The 14,465-nt window shown below is 69.5% G+C and carries 14 protein-coding genes; 4 read left to right on the forward strand and 10 right to left on the reverse strand.

The features are described from left to right. Nucleotides 1-1,350 (forward strand): glycosyltransferase family 61 protein, encoded by a 1,350-nt coding sequence (locus tag ASH02_RS15480; protein WP_057295034.1) that lies wholly within the window; start codon nt 1-3, stop codon nt 1,348-1,350. Nucleotides 1,351-1,363: 13 nt separating this feature from the next. Next, nucleotides 1,364-2,317: a UDP-glucuronic acid decarboxylase family protein gene (locus tag ASH02_RS15485; RefSeq protein WP_056890246.1), complete on the forward strand. Its 954-nt coding sequence runs from the start codon at nt 1,364-1,366 to the stop codon at nt 2,315-2,317. Nucleotides 2,318-2,388: 71 nt separating this feature from the next. Here the strand turns inward: ASH02_RS15485 and ASH02_RS15490 are convergent, their stop codons facing one another. After that, a complete protein-coding gene (locus ASH02_RS15490; RefSeq protein WP_056890247.1) occupies nt 2,389-3,312 on the reverse strand; it encodes a hypothetical protein in 924 nt (307 codons plus the stop codon). Between the two features lie 403 nt (nt 3,313-3,715). Between ASH02_RS15490 and ASH02_RS15495 the strand changes: the two genes are divergently transcribed. Continuing rightward, on the forward strand, nt 3,716-4,573 hold the full coding sequence (locus ASH02_RS15495) for a hypothetical protein (RefSeq protein ID WP_057295035.1): 858 nt from the start codon (nt 3,716-3,718) through the stop codon (nt 4,571-4,573). Between the two features lie 145 nt (nt 4,574-4,718). Here the strand turns inward: ASH02_RS15495 and ASH02_RS15500 are convergent, their stop codons facing one another. The 8 genes from ASH02_RS15500 to ASH02_RS15535 all read right to left on the reverse strand — a co-directional run bounded on the left by ASH02_RS15500 (nt 4,719) and on the right by ASH02_RS15535 (nt 12,470). Then, a complete protein-coding gene (locus ASH02_RS15500) occupies nt 4,719-6,062 on the reverse strand; it encodes a UDP-glucose dehydrogenase family protein (protein ID WP_235529964.1) in 1,344 nt (447 codons plus the stop codon). Nucleotides 6,063-6,248: 186 nt separating this feature from the next. Beyond that, the gene (locus tag ASH02_RS15505) at nt 6,249-6,545 is read right to left on the reverse strand and encodes a DUF1416 domain-containing protein (protein WP_056688609.1); all 297 of its coding nucleotides are present in this window, start codon (nt 6,543-6,545) and stop codon (nt 6,249-6,251) included. A gap of 120 nt (nt 6,546-6,665) precedes the next feature. After that, entirely contained in the window at nt 6,666-7,514 is an 849-nt protein-coding gene (locus ASH02_RS15510; RefSeq protein WP_056688612.1) for a sulfurtransferase, read from the reverse strand. Between the two features lie 35 nt (nt 7,515-7,549). Then, complete coding sequence (locus ASH02_RS15515; RefSeq protein ID WP_056688615.1) at nt 7,550-8,011, reverse strand: DUF4395 domain-containing protein; 462 nt, start codon at nt 8,009-8,011, stop codon at nt 7,550-7,552. A gap of 499 nt (nt 8,012-8,510) precedes the next feature. Beyond that, complete coding sequence (locus ASH02_RS15520; protein ID WP_235529965.1) at nt 8,511-10,421, reverse strand: Na+/H+ antiporter; 1,911 nt, start codon at nt 10,419-10,421, stop codon at nt 8,511-8,513. Between the two features lie 66 nt (nt 10,422-10,487). Further along, entirely contained in the window at nt 10,488-11,399 is a 912-nt protein-coding gene (locus ASH02_RS15525; RefSeq protein ID WP_056688618.1) for a helix-turn-helix domain-containing protein, read from the reverse strand. Nucleotides 11,400-11,466: 67 nt separating this feature from the next. After that, complete coding sequence (locus tag ASH02_RS15530) at nt 11,467-11,811, reverse strand: hypothetical protein (RefSeq protein ID WP_056688623.1); 345 nt, start codon at nt 11,809-11,811, stop codon at nt 11,467-11,469. Nucleotides 11,812-11,852: 41 nt separating this feature from the next. Beyond that, nucleotides 11,853-12,470 carry a TetR/AcrR family transcriptional regulator gene (locus tag ASH02_RS15535; protein WP_056890249.1) on the reverse strand — a complete coding sequence of 206 codons (618 nt, stop codon included), beginning with the start codon at nt 12,468-12,470 and terminating at the stop codon, nt 11,853-11,855. Between the two features lie 106 nt (nt 12,471-12,576). Here ASH02_RS15535 and ASH02_RS15540 point away from each other — a divergent pair, with 106 nt between their 5' ends. Further along, nucleotides 12,577-13,644 (forward strand): oxygenase MpaB family protein, encoded by a 1,068-nt coding sequence (locus tag ASH02_RS15540; RefSeq protein ID WP_056688633.1) that lies wholly within the window; start codon nt 12,577-12,579, stop codon nt 13,642-13,644. A gap of 62 nt (nt 13,645-13,706) precedes the next feature. Here the strand turns inward: ASH02_RS15540 and ASH02_RS15545 are convergent, their stop codons facing one another. Further along, on the reverse strand, nt 13,707-14,336 hold the full coding sequence (locus ASH02_RS15545; protein WP_057295036.1) for a hypothetical protein: 630 nt from the start codon (nt 14,334-14,336) through the stop codon (nt 13,707-13,709). Between the last annotated feature and the right edge of the window lie 129 nt (nt 14,337-14,465).

Genomic DNA, 14,465 nt, shown 5'->3' on the forward strand with positions numbered 1-14,465 from the left:
GTGTCCCGACTGCCCAACTGGCTCGAGCCGGCCTTCCCGGTGGTCAAGCGCGCGCACCGCTTCGCCACCCGTCGCGTCGGCGCGCTGACCCGTCGCCAGTTCGTGCCGACCCGTCGCCAGTTGTCGCTGACCCGTCGCCAGTTCGTGGCCCACGCCGAAACTGGCGACAGGTCGATCGGAACTCGCGACAGGTCGATGCGGGCGATGCCGTGGATCGGGACCGAGTCGGTCGACGAGACGTGCCGCCTCGACCCGGCGGCCGTCGTACAACCCCTGGCGCCGGCGCGCCCGGCCCCACGCCTCGAGCCGACCGGTCACTGGTTCTGGCGCGGCCTCGGGTCGTACGACGAACCGCGCCGGTTCCTCCTCACGATCGAGAACGGCCTCGTCGTCGGTGACTACGCGGCGCACGTGACACCACGAGGTGTGCTCGACTACGAGACGTCGGAGTACTACGGCGTCAACGGCTGGCAGGAGCACCCGATCTACCTGCGCCGGCGGATGCCGCCGGTCACCCCGGTCGACGGGTCGCTGCTGTCGCTCGCCACCCGCGGCACGGGCGGCAACTACTACCACTTCGTGATGGACCTGCTCCCGCGTTGGGGCGTCCACCAGGAGGCCCGGCCCGGGGACCTGCCCGACCACTTCCTGCTCAGCCGTGGCTCGCGCTACCAGGAGCAGCTGCTGGGCATGCTCGGCCTCGACGCGGTCTCGACCCTGCAGCCGGCCAAGCACCTGGCCCTGAGGCCCGACACGTTGCTGGTGCCCTCGATGTCGAACCCCGACACGATGGCGCCCCCGTGGACGACGCGGTGGCTCTCGACGAACCTGCCTCCGAGCGCCGCCGCCTCGACGCTGCCCGACCGCATCTACATCACGCGTGGGTCGGCGAGGAACACCCGGCGCCTGGTCAACGAGGACGAGATCTTCGCGGTCCTCGAGCGACAGGGCTTCGTGAAGATCGACTGCGGCGCACTGTCCGTGCAGGAGCAGATCGACCACTTCGCCGCGGCGTCGGTGATCGTCGCGCCCCACGGTGCCGCGCTGACCAACCTGAACTTCTGCTCGCCCGGCGTGCGCGTGCTCGAGCTGTTCGCACCGCGCTACCTGAACAAGTGCTTCTGGGCGATCGCGTCGAACATCCCGGAGTCGACGTACGCCTTCCTGGTCGGCACGTCTGCCCGCCCGGTGCGCGAGGGCAACCCGATGGGCGGCGTGCAGGACGACATCACCATCCCCGTGGCCGACTTCACGGCCGCACTGGAGTCCCTGCTGGCAACGGCCCCGGTGTCACCGGCAACGCCGTCGCCGGGCACAAGCTTTCCGGGCGCTCTGCCCGGTCGTAGTTGAGGAGTAGATCGAAGTGGGCAACCAACAGCGCGTCGTCGTCCTGGGCGGCGCCGGATTCCTCGGGTCGCACCTGTGTGAGCGGCTGGTCGGGGAAGGACACGAGGTCGTCGCGGTCGACAACTTCATCACCGGCTCGGAGTCGAACGTCGAGCACCTGTCGGGCACCCCGCTGTTCTCGCTGGTCGAGGCCGACGTCTCTGACGGCATCCCCGTCGAGGGACCGGTCGACGTCGTGCTGCACTTCGCCTCACCGGCCTCGCCGATCGACTACCTCGAGTTCCCGATCGAGACTCTCAAGGTCGGCTCGCTCGGCACCCTGAACGGCCTCGAGCTGGCCCGCGCGAATGACGCCCGCTTCATCATGGCCTCGACGTCCGAGGTGTACGGCGACCCGCAGATCCACCCACAGCATGAGGACTACTGGGGCTACGTCAACCCGGTCGGCCCGCGCAGTGTGTACGACGAGGCGAAGCGGTTCTCCGAGGCGCTGGTGACCGGCTTCCGTACGACGTACGGCACCAACACCGGCATCGTGCGCATCTTCAACACCTTCGGCCCGCGGATGCGCCCGAACGACGGCCGCGCGATCCCCAACTTCGTGCGCCAGTCGTTGCGTGGCGAGCCGATCACGCTCGCCGGCGACGGCAGCCAGACGAGGTCGATCTGCTACGTCGACGACCTGGTCGACGGCATCCTCGCGCTGACCCGCGCGTCGATCCCGGGGCCGGTCAACATCGGCAACCCGCACGAGATCTCGATGCTCGACCTGGCCCAGTGGATCGTGAAGCTGGTCGGGTCGTCCTCCGAGACGGTGCACATCGAGCGGCCCGTCGACGACCCGACCGTCCGCCGCCCCGACATCACCCTGGCCACCCGCGAGCTGGGCTGGGAACCGCAGATCTCCGCCGAGGAGGGCCTGCGTCGCACGATCGAGTGGTTCCGCACCCACCCCGACGTCACCCGCTGACAAGGTTCGCGTCCCTCGACCGCCGAGAGTGAAGTTCATGTCGGGTCCGCGACTCAGACCCGACACACAGTTCACTCTCGGTGCGGGAACGGCCACCGCGGCATCTCCCTGGTCACCCGCTCCCCATCCCTGCCCAGCTCACGGGCCCGGATGCGTTCGTCCAGCGTGAGCGGCGGTACGCCGTCCGGAGGCTCGAGGGTCCACGTCTGCGGCAGACGCGCCTTCCCCGCCCTGGTCACGGCTGCCACCATGCGTCGTACGGCAGCTCGTCGGTCATGCAGTTCACCGGCGACGAAGCTGAAGAACTCGAGCCCGTGGGTACGCAACCGCGTCTCACGAGAAATGTCACGACTGCGCCGTGCGGTCTGCGCGTGATGCAGCCCGTCGTACTCCCCGACCACGCCGAGCCCCGGCGCCAGCAGGTCAGGTCGGGCCAGGTGCTGCCCTGCCGGGCCGTAGACGTCGCGATTGCTCAGCGGAGGGGGCAGTCCTGCGTCCTCCTGCCACACCAGACGCATTGCGGTCTCCTGGCGAGACTCCGCCCCTTCCACCGCCAAGGCGAGGGCACGTCGAGCCTGCTGGATGCCACGGCGCGGAGGTACGGCGGCCAGGTACGTGGCGAATCTCGCGCGTGAGGTGAGCTCGGCGTGGAGGACCATGTCGATGTCGGCCACGGCACGGCGTACGTCGATGGCCGCACAGATCTCGTCGGTCAGGGCCCGGTGCACGTCGGTGCACGGCACCCCGTATCGCAGGACGATCTCGGACGGGTGCACGGCCGCCCTCGTGAACGCGACGTTGCCGTGCACCCGTTGCGTCGGGGTGATCACCTGCACCGGAAGCTCGACGCCGGGCCGCACTGTGCCGTCGAAGTAGCGCGCGCCCGCCAGGTGCAGACTGGCCCAGCCGGTGACCGCGAACCCCGGCGGCAGGTGAGCGACCGCCTCGATGATGCGCTGTTCGGGTTGCTCGAAGACCGCATCGGCAGGCAGCACGCGACCGGGCCCCGTTCGTCTCCATCGGCGTCCTCGCGCCTGTCCCGGAGTGGGCCCATCCCTACCTGATGCGTCGATCTTCATCGGCACGACCAGGCGCGGCCGCCCCAGCCTGGGGGGCGGGAGGACGCGTCGAACCCCGGCGAGGGGATCGGGTGGCAGGTGCATGGCCCGAGCGTGCCTGAACCGGAGCGAACGCGCGCGCCGTCATCCACAGGCTCCGCCTGACCGCGCGCGACGCGCAACTCCGCGATGACCACCGAGAGTGAATTCTGCGTCGAGTCTCGGGCCGCAACCCGACACAGAAGTCACTCTCGATGCCCACGACCGGACCGCGTGGGCGGCTCGAAGATGACCCGTTCTGGGGAGGCCGAGGACCGACGCCACGACCTACGCTCCGGACATGAGGCAGCGACTCCTGGGCAAGGCTGTCGCCGCCGGGGTGTCGGTCGTCCTGCTCCTCTCCCCGGCCGGCGCGTCCGGGGACGTGACCTGGACGCGGGTCGGCACCGGCATCACGCAGGGGGTCAGCGGCATCGCTCCCGCGGCCTCGGGCTGGGTGATCGTGCGCGACAACAAGACCAGCGGCCAGAACCGGGTGGCGCTGCTGAGCGACGCCCATGTCGTCACCAACCTGACCTGGCCGGGCACCGCGCCGTCCGACCTGGAGGCCATCGATGCGGTGCCCGCGCAGGCCAACCGGTACGCGGTGGTCACGAGCACGGGCGCCGGGCGGATCATCACGATCTCGGGAACCACGCTGAAGGTCGTCCGCAGCTTCACCCTTCCGGCCGGCAGGGTCGAGAACGAGTCGTTCGCGCTCACCCGCTTCGGCACGACGACGGTCGCCGTGTGGGCCAACCGTGGCTCGACGACGACGCCGGGGAGGTTGTTCGCCGCCACGTTCAACCCGTCCACCAGCGCCTTCGGTGCCGTGGCGCAGGCGAGTGTCTCGGTGCCGTTCCCGACCACCAACGTGCGTCCGATCAGTGACACCAAGGTGCTCTCCGACGGGCGCATCGTGATCTCGAGCGCCTCCGACAACGGCAACAACGGCCCCTTCGACACGGCTCTGTACGCGGTCGGAACAGTCAGGCTCGGCTCCGGTCGCGCGCAGCTCGCGATCGTGGCACCCGTCTCGCTCGGGACCTATCCGGGCCACAAGGTCGAGGCAATCGCCTGCAAGGGCTCCGCGGGGATCCTCGGCACCGACGACGAGAACCTGGGCGGCTGGACCGCGGCCGGCACGTTCTGCGACTGAGCGGCCGAGCGCTCCCGGCTATCGAGGGTCCGAGCCGGCAACGACCTGCCGCATCAGCTGGAAGCGATCCGGAGCATCGGACCGGGGCAGACCCGTGCGCTGGCGGGCCCCCCGACGGCCCGCCAGCGCCCAGGCTGGTCTGGGTTCAGGCGAACTGGTGGCGCCCCAGGGATCGGTAGTCGAAGCCCGCGGCGATCCAGGCGGCCGGGTCGAGGCAGTGCCGGGCGTCGATGATCACCGGGCGCCGCACGATGTCGACCAGCTCGGCCGGGTCGAGCTCGACGTAGTCGGCCCAGTCGGTCAGCAGCATCACGAGGTCGGCCTCGTGACAGGCCTTCACCAGGTCCTCGGCGTACTCGAGCTTGGGACGCTCGCGCCGGGCCGGCTCGATCGCGCGCGGGTCGTGGACGACGACGTCGGCCCCGGCCAGGTGCAGCTGGCCGGCCACGTCGAGCGCAGGCGAGTCGCGGATGTCATCGGAGCCGGGCTTGAACGCGGCGCCGAGGATGGTGATCCGCTTCTCGCGCACGTCGCCGTCGAGCAGGGTCTCGGCCAGCGCCACCACGTGCTCGCGGCAGCGGCGGTTGATCATGTCGACCTCGTGCAGGAAGCCGAGCGCGTGGGGCACGCCGATCTCGGACGCGCGCGCCATGAACGCGCGGATGTCCTTGGGCAGGCACCCGCCGCCGAACCCGAGGCCCGGGTGGAGGAACCGCCCACCGATGCGTACGTCGTGGCTCAGCGCCTCACTGAGCGTGACCACGTCGCCACCGGCCGCCGTACAGACCTCGGACATCGCGTTGATGAACGAGATCTTCGTGGCCAGGAAGGCGTTCGCGCTGGCCTTCACGAGCTCGGCGGTCTGGAGGTCGGTGGTGATGACGGGTACGCCGTCCTCGGCGATCGGCGTCGCGAAGATGCGGCGTACGACGGCCTCGGAGCGGCTGTCGTCGGGGTGCAGCCCGATCACGATGCGGTCGGGGTGGAGGGTGTTGCGGATCGCGTTGCCCTCCTGGAGGAACTCGGGGTTCCAGCACAGCTCGAGCGCGTCGCCGGCCGGCGCCAGGGCCCGGGCCTCCTCACGGAACCGCGCCGCGGACCCGACGGGCGTGGTCGACTTGCCGATCACCACGACCGGCCTGGTGAGCAGCGGGAAGAGCGAGGCGCAGGCGGACTCGAACTGGCTCAGGTCGGCCTGCAGCTCGCCGTGCACCTGGGGAGTGCCGAGGCAGAGGAAGATCGCATCGGCGTGGTCGGCGACCTTCTCGAGGTCGTGGGTGAACTCGAGCCGACCCGAGGCGACGCCCTCGGCGACCAGGTCGTCGAGGCCGGGCTCGAAGAACGGGGTCTGTCCGGCAGAGAGTGCGGCGATGCGTTCGGTGCTGATGTCCTGGGCGATCACGTGGAAACCCAGGGCGGCCAGGCACGACGCCGTGGTGGCACCGAGGTAGCCACAACCGATGACGCCGATGCGCAGGTCTGATGTCACGCCGATCCCCTTCGTGGAAGCATTGCGGAGGATCAACGACGGGGTGCCCGAAATGTGACGGCCTGCGACGGGGGCGGGTTTCGAGCTGGTTCCTCGTTCCTCGACCACCGGGGCCCGTACGACGCAGATCGGCCCGCCGCGCACGAAGCGCGACGGGCCGAATGACACCCACAGGGGCGGGGTGGATCAGATGGCGATGGCCACCTCGGCCACCGAGCCCACGGCCGCGGTCACCTTCGTGTCCACGACGTCGGCCTTGGCGGCCAGCGTGCGCAGGGTCCACTCGCCGTCGTTGGCGAAGAACCGGAAGTGACCGGTCGCCGAGGTCGGCACCTCGGCGGTGAACTCGCCACTCTTGTCCAGCAGACGCACGTAGGCGTTGCCGACCGGCTCACCGTCACGGGTGACCTGGCCCTGGACCACTGCTTCCTTCGCGACGTCTACCCCGTCGAGGGAGAGGCCGCCTTCAACTGCACCGCACATGTTGTTTCCTTCGTGGTTCGGCCTGGTTTCGAGACGGTCGCGGGGCGACCTCCTCAACCAGCGGGGATGCCTGGTTTCGAGACGGTCGCGGGGCGACCTCCTCAACCAGCGGGGATGGGATCAGGCTTCGCCGCGCTCGTCACCGAGGACGATCGGGACGCCGACGAGGGAGCCGTACTCGACCCAGGAACCGTCGTAGTTGCGGGTGTTCTCGTAGCCGAGGAGCTCGTGCAGCACGACCCAGGTGTGCGACGAGCGCTCACCGATGCGGCAGTAGGCGATGGTGTCCTTGGAGAAGTCGACGCCGGCCTCTTCGTAGATCTTGGTGAGCTCGTCGTTGGACTTGAAGGTGCCGTCGTCGTTGGCCGCCTTGCTCCAGGGGATGTTGGCGGCGGTCGGCGGGTGGCCGGCGCGCTGGGCCTGCTCCTGCGGGAGGTGGGCCGGGGCGAGCAGGCGCCCGGCGTACTCGTCGGGGCTGCGGACGTCGACCAGGTTCTTGGCGCCGATGGCGGCGACGACGTCGTCACGGTTGGCGCGCTTGGTGGTGTCGAGCTCCTGCGCGGTGTACGTCGCGGCGGTGCGCTCGGGCACGTCCTGGGTGAGCTCGCGGGACTCGAGCTCCCACTTCTTGCGGCCACCGTCGATCAGCTTGACGTCGTTGTGGCCGTAGAGCTTGAAGTACCAGTACGCGTAGGCGGCGAACCAGTTGTTGTTGCCGCCGTACAGCACCACGGTGTGGTCGTTGCTGACGCCGTTCTTGGAGAGCAGGGCCTCGAAGCCCTCCTTGTTGATGATGTCGCGGCGGACCTGGTCCTGCAGGTCGACGGACCAGTCGAACTTGATGGCGCCACGGATGTGGCCCTTGTCGTAGGACGTGGTGTCCTCGTCGACCTCGATGAGGACGACCTGGTCGTTGTCGATGTTGTCCTCGGCCCACTGGGTGGAGACAAGGGTGTCTTCGCGGCTCATAGTGCTATCTCTCTTTTTCCGTTGGGTGCAGCGTGTCAGTTGGTTGCCGGCGTGGCGCTGCGGCGGGCGAGTCGCCCGTGCAGTCGCCGTCCGAGGAGGTACATCTCGCAACCGAGGCAGAACGCGAAGACCGCGTTCAGCAGTGCCGCGGCCAGCGCGAAGCCGACCGCGATGTCCCCCACGAGCGTGGCGCCGGTGAGGTATCCGAGGAGACCGACCGCCGCGAACGCCAGGCCGACGGCCTGGGCGAAGCGCGGAGGTGCGGCGTCCTCGAGTTCTTGGGGGGCAGCCAGTCGAGGGCGGATCAGGTTGCGGAACACCCATGCGTGAGGGGTCTTCCGGACTCCGAGGCCGGCACCGATCGCGAACAACACGGCCTGTACGCCGAGCAGCGCGACGCCGAGGGCGTTCGGTGCGGTCAGGAGTACGACGGCGAGCACGACCGCAGTCACCACAGCGTTGAACTGTGGTGCGCGCGGATCGATCTGCTGGCTCATTGCACTCCTGAGGAATTGTCCTGAATCTTAGTCGACTTTGTGCCATTAGGCACGGGACGCAGGAGCGAGCGACATGGCGGCACACGGCCGTGATCGGCCAGGCCTGCTCAGCTCGGGAGATTGCGTCCCGTCAGGACATTCGACACAGCGCCGAGCGCGTGCGGCAGTGATCCACTGCGCGGCGCTTGGTCAGCATGGTCGTGAACATGCGGGCAACAGTACGCGGGGCACGATCGGGGGCGAAGTCCGAATCTCGCGGAATGGACACTCCATCCACATCATGAGACTCGCTGCGGCGTCCTGCGCACGAGGCGGACCGCAACTTCCCGGAAATACAGAACGCGCCAACCGGGTCTCGGGTCCCGGTTGGCGCGTCGTTGAAAACTATAGCGCCCCGTGCCCAGCGGACAACCCGAAACGGAGAAATTCCTCGAAGAAAACTTCCGACGAAGTCCGGGTGGCCGGACGGGGCGCCCGGGCAGCTCGAAGGGTGGGCAGCTCAGCCGGTCACGTGGTGCACGAAGCACCAGCGCCACGACTCCCCGGGCTCCACGGAACGCATCACCCGGTGGCCGGTGTCCTGGAAGTGCAGCGAGGCGTGACGACGCGGTGAGGAGTCGCAGCAGCCGACGTACCCGCAGTCCAGGCACATCCGCAGGTGCACCCACGACGTCCCCTCCTCCAGGCAGCCGGCGCACTCGCCCGGCGTACCCGGGGACACGTCACCGAAGTCGCGCGTGAGGTCCTCGCAGAGGTCGCCGGTCGCCCGCGCCTCGGTGCGGGTGGCCCGCACCCGGTCTCCGTCGGCGACCGCGACGTCGATCATGGATTCCTCGATGTCGAGCATGGACAGCACCTCCTGGACGACGTTGTGCGGCACCTGCCCGCCGCTGCGCACCTCGAGCACCTTGGTGCGCTCGGCCTCGATCATCTGGAGCCTCAGTCGAGCATACGTCTGGCTCGGGGTCTCCTGGTCGCCGTCGGGGTTGCCGAGCTGCTCCCACACCGCGAAGTTGCGCTGGTCGAGGCGGGCCTTGATCAGCTCGAGCGCGCCGAGGGGGTCGTCCTCGACGTCCTCGACCACCTCGAGCCCCGCGGCGGTGGCCTGGTGGAGCAGGGTCGCCCGGGCCAGTGCCTCCTCGGCCGGGTCGGGCGAGGGCACCTTCAGGCGGCGGGCCACCCACGGCAGCGAGAGCCCCTGGAGGAAGAGCGTGCCGGCCACGACGGTGAAGGCGATCAGCAGGAGGATCTCGCGGTGCTCGGTGTGCTCGGGGATCAGGAAGGCCGCGGCCAGCGTCACGACACCGCGCATGCCGGCCCAGCCGAGCACGAACGTGCTGGTCCAGTGCGTGCCCACCTTGTCCCTGCTGGGCAACGTGAGCAGGTAGCGCAGCGGGAAGACCCAGACCATCCGGAGCGCCATCACCGCGATCAGCGACAGGCCGCAGATCAGGGCGATCCGGCCGGCGGACAGCTCGCTGTCGGCGACGTCCTCGACGATCCAGCGACCCTGCAGGCCGATCAGCAGGAAGACGGTGTTCTCCAGGACGAACGCGAGGGTGCGCCAGTTCATCCGCTCGGCGATGCGGGACTGCGCGGTCTGCAGCACCGGCGCCTTGTGGCCCAGCAGCAGGCCGGCCACCACCACCGCGATCACGCCGCTGGCGTGGATCTGCTCCGCCGCGAGGTACGCCGCGAACGGGGTCACCAGCGACACACCGGTGTCGAGCAGCGAGTCGGTGATCAGCTTGCGGACCTTGGCCACCACGACGAACGCGATCAGTCCGACGATGACGCCACCAACCGCCGCGCGCAGGAAGTCCCAGCCCACGTCGTACAACGCGACCGAGCCCGACATCGCCGCGATCGCCGTACGCAACGCGACCAGCGCGGTCGCGTCGTTGAGCAGCGACTCGCCCTCGAGGATCGTGACCACGCGTCTGGGCAGTCCGATGCGCCGGGCCACGGCAGTTGCGGCGACCGCGTCGGGCGGCGCCACCACGGCACCGATCGCGATCGCGGCCGGCCAGCCGACGCCCGGCAGCAGGAGGTGTACGACGAGCGCGACGCCGGCCGTGGTGAAGATGACCAGCCCGATCGAGAGCAACAGGATCGAGCGGCGGTTGGCGTTGAAGTCGACCAGGGAGGTCGACAGCGCGGCGCTGTAGAGCAGTGGTGGCAGCAGGCCCAGCAGCACGACGTCGTGGTCGAGGTGCACTTCGGGGACCACGGGCACGAAGCTGGCCGCGATGCCCGCCGCGATGAGCAGCATCGGGGCCGGGAAGTCCAGGCGCTGGGCCAGGCCGGTCAGGGCCAGGACGGCCACGGCCAGCACGATGAGCTGAAAGGCGATCTCCACGAGCGCCATCATCCCCGTCCCCGCCCCCACCTCGAGCAACGCGGGGGTCACGGTCGCTCCACACGCGTCATGCCGCGGGCGAACCGTCCACACCACCGCACAAGTGGGGCCTCGACGTCAGGCGGTCGGCTGGGCCACCCACAGCATCGGGTCGCCCCAGCCGAGCTCGCTGATGCCGTGGCTGTCCAGGGCCAGCACCACGAGGGTGCGGCGGTGGGCGGCGAAGGTCAGCACGTGCGCGATCATCCCGCCGTAGGTGAACACCTCCGGCTGCTCGCAGATCGCGTCCACGAACGTGTCGTCGAGACGCCCGGCGGCCACCACGTCGCGCACGTGGGCGAGGTACGTCGGCCCCTCGTCGGCGAGCCTGGACCGCATCGAGGCCAGCGACTCGTGGTCCTCGAGGGACCAGTCGTAGTCGCGGTTGGCCATCGCGGCGTTCCACATGCCCATCTGGCCGATCAGCCGGGAGAGCAGCGCGCGGATGGTCTGCTCGTCCTCGTCGACGTCCAGCCCGATCCTCCGGTCGAGCTGCTCGTCGGTGAGCCGCTCGGCCAGTCGCACCATCTCGCCGGTCAGCCAGACGTGGTGCTCCACCATCTTCGTCAACAGATCCATCGAACTCACCTTGTCTCTCGCCGGCAGGCGCAGGCTGGCCGGCGGGTGGAAGTGCACGCCGCTGGGCGCGGCGATCTGGATGTGACCGGGCTTGCGGCGCCAGGCCGACGGGGTCGTCCCGTAGGCCTTCGCGAAGGCGCGGGTGAACGCCTCGTGCGAGCCGTAGCCGGCCTCGACCGCGATGTCGATCAGCGGTGCCTTCGTCGAGATCATGCGGTACGCCGCCCGCTCGAGGAGCACTCGACGGCGCAGGGCCGAGGGTGGCTCGCCGGCCACGGACCGGATCATCCGGTCGAAGTGGAACCGGGAGAAGTGCAGCCTGGCGGCCAGCTCCTCACCCGTCGCCTCGTGGTCGTCGAGCGCCTCGGTGAGGTGGTCGACGAAGTCCACGAAGGTGTCGGTTGCGGTCATGTCACCCATCCTCTGCGGCAGGTGCGACCGGCCGCTTGATCGGCCTTGCCGCAGTTTCGGTCCGGCGTCAGGCCGGGGTCAGCGAGCCGATCCCGCTGCCGTAGTGCGTCTCATAGGTGTAGCGCACCTGCGCGTCACCGGGTGGCAGGATCAGAGACGCGGCCTGTCCGATGATGTCGCCCTCGAGGTGGACGCTGACGTGCACGTTGCGGTCGGCCGGGATCTCGAACGACACGAGTCCCCACACGACGACGTACTGCCGGCCGTCGATGCTGGCCAGCGGGCGGTACTTCGAATGCACCATGCCGTTGCCGGTGGTGAGGTTCAACGACAGCAGCCGCGTGGCGCCCGTGTGGAAGTCGACGTACGGGATCACGGAGGCCTGGCGGCTCAGCTCTGAGGGTTCACTCATGACCGCCTCCTTCCCCGATGGCGACGGTTCAACCCGCCGGCTCAACCAGCAGGTCGGATCAACGGGTCGAGGACCGAGCGCACGGCAGCGACGAGTCGGTCGGTGTCGAAGCGGTCGGGGTCCTCGAGGACGAGCCGGCCGAAGTGCTCGAGGACCGCGAGGACCGCGTGCGCCAGGACCTCACTGTCCGAACCGGGCAGGACCGAGTCGATGAGCACGGCGACGTGGTGGCGCACCAACTCACGGTCGGCGTCGATGCGGGAGCGCACGGCGTCGGGGGTGCCGTGGCCGGCGAGCAGGATCGGCTGCCAGGTCAGCGGGTCCTCGCGCAGCTGTCGCACCATGGTGGCGACCGTCACGTCGATCAGCGCGTCGAGGTCGTCGGGGTCGGCCTCGTCGGGCAGGGCAGCCAGCAGCTGGGCCATCGCACGGACCTGCTGGCGGTCGAGCAGGGCGAGCAGCAGCGGCCCGAGCCCGTCGTAGGCGCCGTACACCACGGGCCGGGTGACGCCGGCCTCCTTGGCGATCGCGTCGATCGACACCCGGTCGTAGCCGTCGCGCACGATGATGCGGATCGCGGCGTCGAGGATCTGCTCCCGGCGCTCCTCGATCGGCACGCGTGCGGCGTACGGGCGACGGCGCTGCGTCTGTGACGACATGGGAAACACCTTAGGTGGACGACCCTTCACAAATTACTACATGCGTGTAGTAATTAGGTCATGGCGCCGGCACCGAGAGCGGCGCGACACGAGAAGGAGGGCCGCAATGGCCATCGCGATGCGCAGGACCAAGCAGGTCGAACCCCACGAGGACTACGGGTTCTTCGGCCCCGACTCCGTGACCTGGAAGGTGTGGAGCTACCCCTCGTCCCTGACCGTGGGCTTCCAGCGCGCGGTCGTCGTCGAGGAGCTCGACCCCGCCCTGATCGCGGCCGTCGACAAGACCCACGACATCTACAAGCGACCGCGCACCCGCTACGACCGCACCCTGCGCTACTTCGCGATGGTCGCGTTCGGCGACTCGCGCTCGACCTCCCAGGTCGCCGACGTGCTGGTCAAGATCCACTCCAAGGCGATCGGCACCGACGAGGTCACCGGCATCCGGTACGACGCCAACGACCCCGAGTCGCAGCTGTGGATCCACCTGACCGCGTGGCACTCGATCCTCAAGGCCTACGAGATGTACGGACCCGGCAAGCTCTCCGCCGAGGACGAGGAGCAGTACTGGGCCGAGTGCAGGGTCGCCGCCGAGCTGCAGACCTGCGACCAGTCCGACATCCCGCGCAACCGCGAGGAGCTGCACGCCTACTACGAGCGGATGCGGCCCCAGCTGCTCGGCTCCGACATCGCGAAGCAGGCGATGCACCACCTGCTCAACGCCAAGGTGATGCTGCCCCCGGCGCCCCTGCTGCTCCGGCCGGGGATGCTGGCGGTCAACGCGGTGCTCCGCGCGGCCACGATCGCGACCATGCCGCGCTGGATGCGCGAGATGGGCGGCCTGCGCCAGTCGCGGGCGGTCGACGTGGCCGTGCTGCCGATCATGAAGGCCTCGCTGTGGCTGGTGCAGGTGCACCCGAGGATCGAGCTCGCTGTGCTCGGCCTGCTCTCCCCGGCAACCGTGCCCGTGGTGACGCCGATCCTGCTCGGCGTACCACCCACGAACCCGGAGGTCGTCACACCGGCGATGGCGCGCGAGCGCTACGGCTACGACCGGCCCCGCGAGGCGCACCTCGAGTGGCGGACCAAGCAGCACCAGCGCGTGTTCGGCGAGGGTGCCGCGCCCTCCGACGCCGGTCTCGTCGAGTCCCAGGAGATGCTCGGCCGGCTGGGCTGACAGGGCCGTCCCGGAACAGGACGGGCCCGGCCAACCGGCCGGGCCCGCCTTGTTGCCATCACTCAGGCGCAGGTGTGATCGCCCTGCGTGTTGTCGGCGACCTTGTCACCCTCGAGGGTGAGGGTGCGGGCCCTGGTGCCGTCGGGGCCGACGCAGACCTCCACGGAGCCAGACTCGACGCCCACCACGGTGACCATGAACGGCCCGTCGTGGCCGGCGTGACGCTCCACGTAGGCGCTGGCCCGCTTGAAACGGTCGGCGGTCGTGGCGGCCTGCAGGTCGCCGAGGTCGGCGCCACTCGAGGCCACCGCGGCCTGACGGGCCTCGAAGAACCCGGCCGCCGCCTGCGCGCTCGGGTCGTCGGCGAACTCACCGAGGTCGACCGTGACATTTCCGGACCCGGCCGCGCCTGCGTCCGACCCGGCGTCGGTGCCGTCGCCGGCTGCCTCGTCAGCCGACTCGTCGTCCGACATCCCGGCCTTGTCCTTGGCCTTGGTCTTGGCCTCCTCGGCCTTCGCCTTCGCCTTGCCCTTGGCCTCATCGGCCTTCTGGGAGGCCTTCTCGGACGCCTCGGCCTTGGCCGACGCTGCGGCCTCGGCCGCCTTGTCCTTGGCGTCGTTGCCTGCCTTCTCCGCCTCCGAACAGCCCGTCAGGCTGATCGCGACGAAGACCGTGGCGGCGACTGCTGTCATCACTCGTGTGTGGCGCATCTACGTCCTTTGACTACTTGGCAAGTCCCCGAGAGGGACATCTGTGCACCGGGCGCAACGGAGCTGACACAGGGGCGTTATGCGGCAATGCCACGAAGTGAGACGGCCACG

The organism is Nocardioides sp. Soil796 (assembly GCF_001429525.1).
GTDB lineage: Bacteria > Actinomycetota > Actinomycetes > Propionibacteriales > Nocardioidaceae > Nocardioides.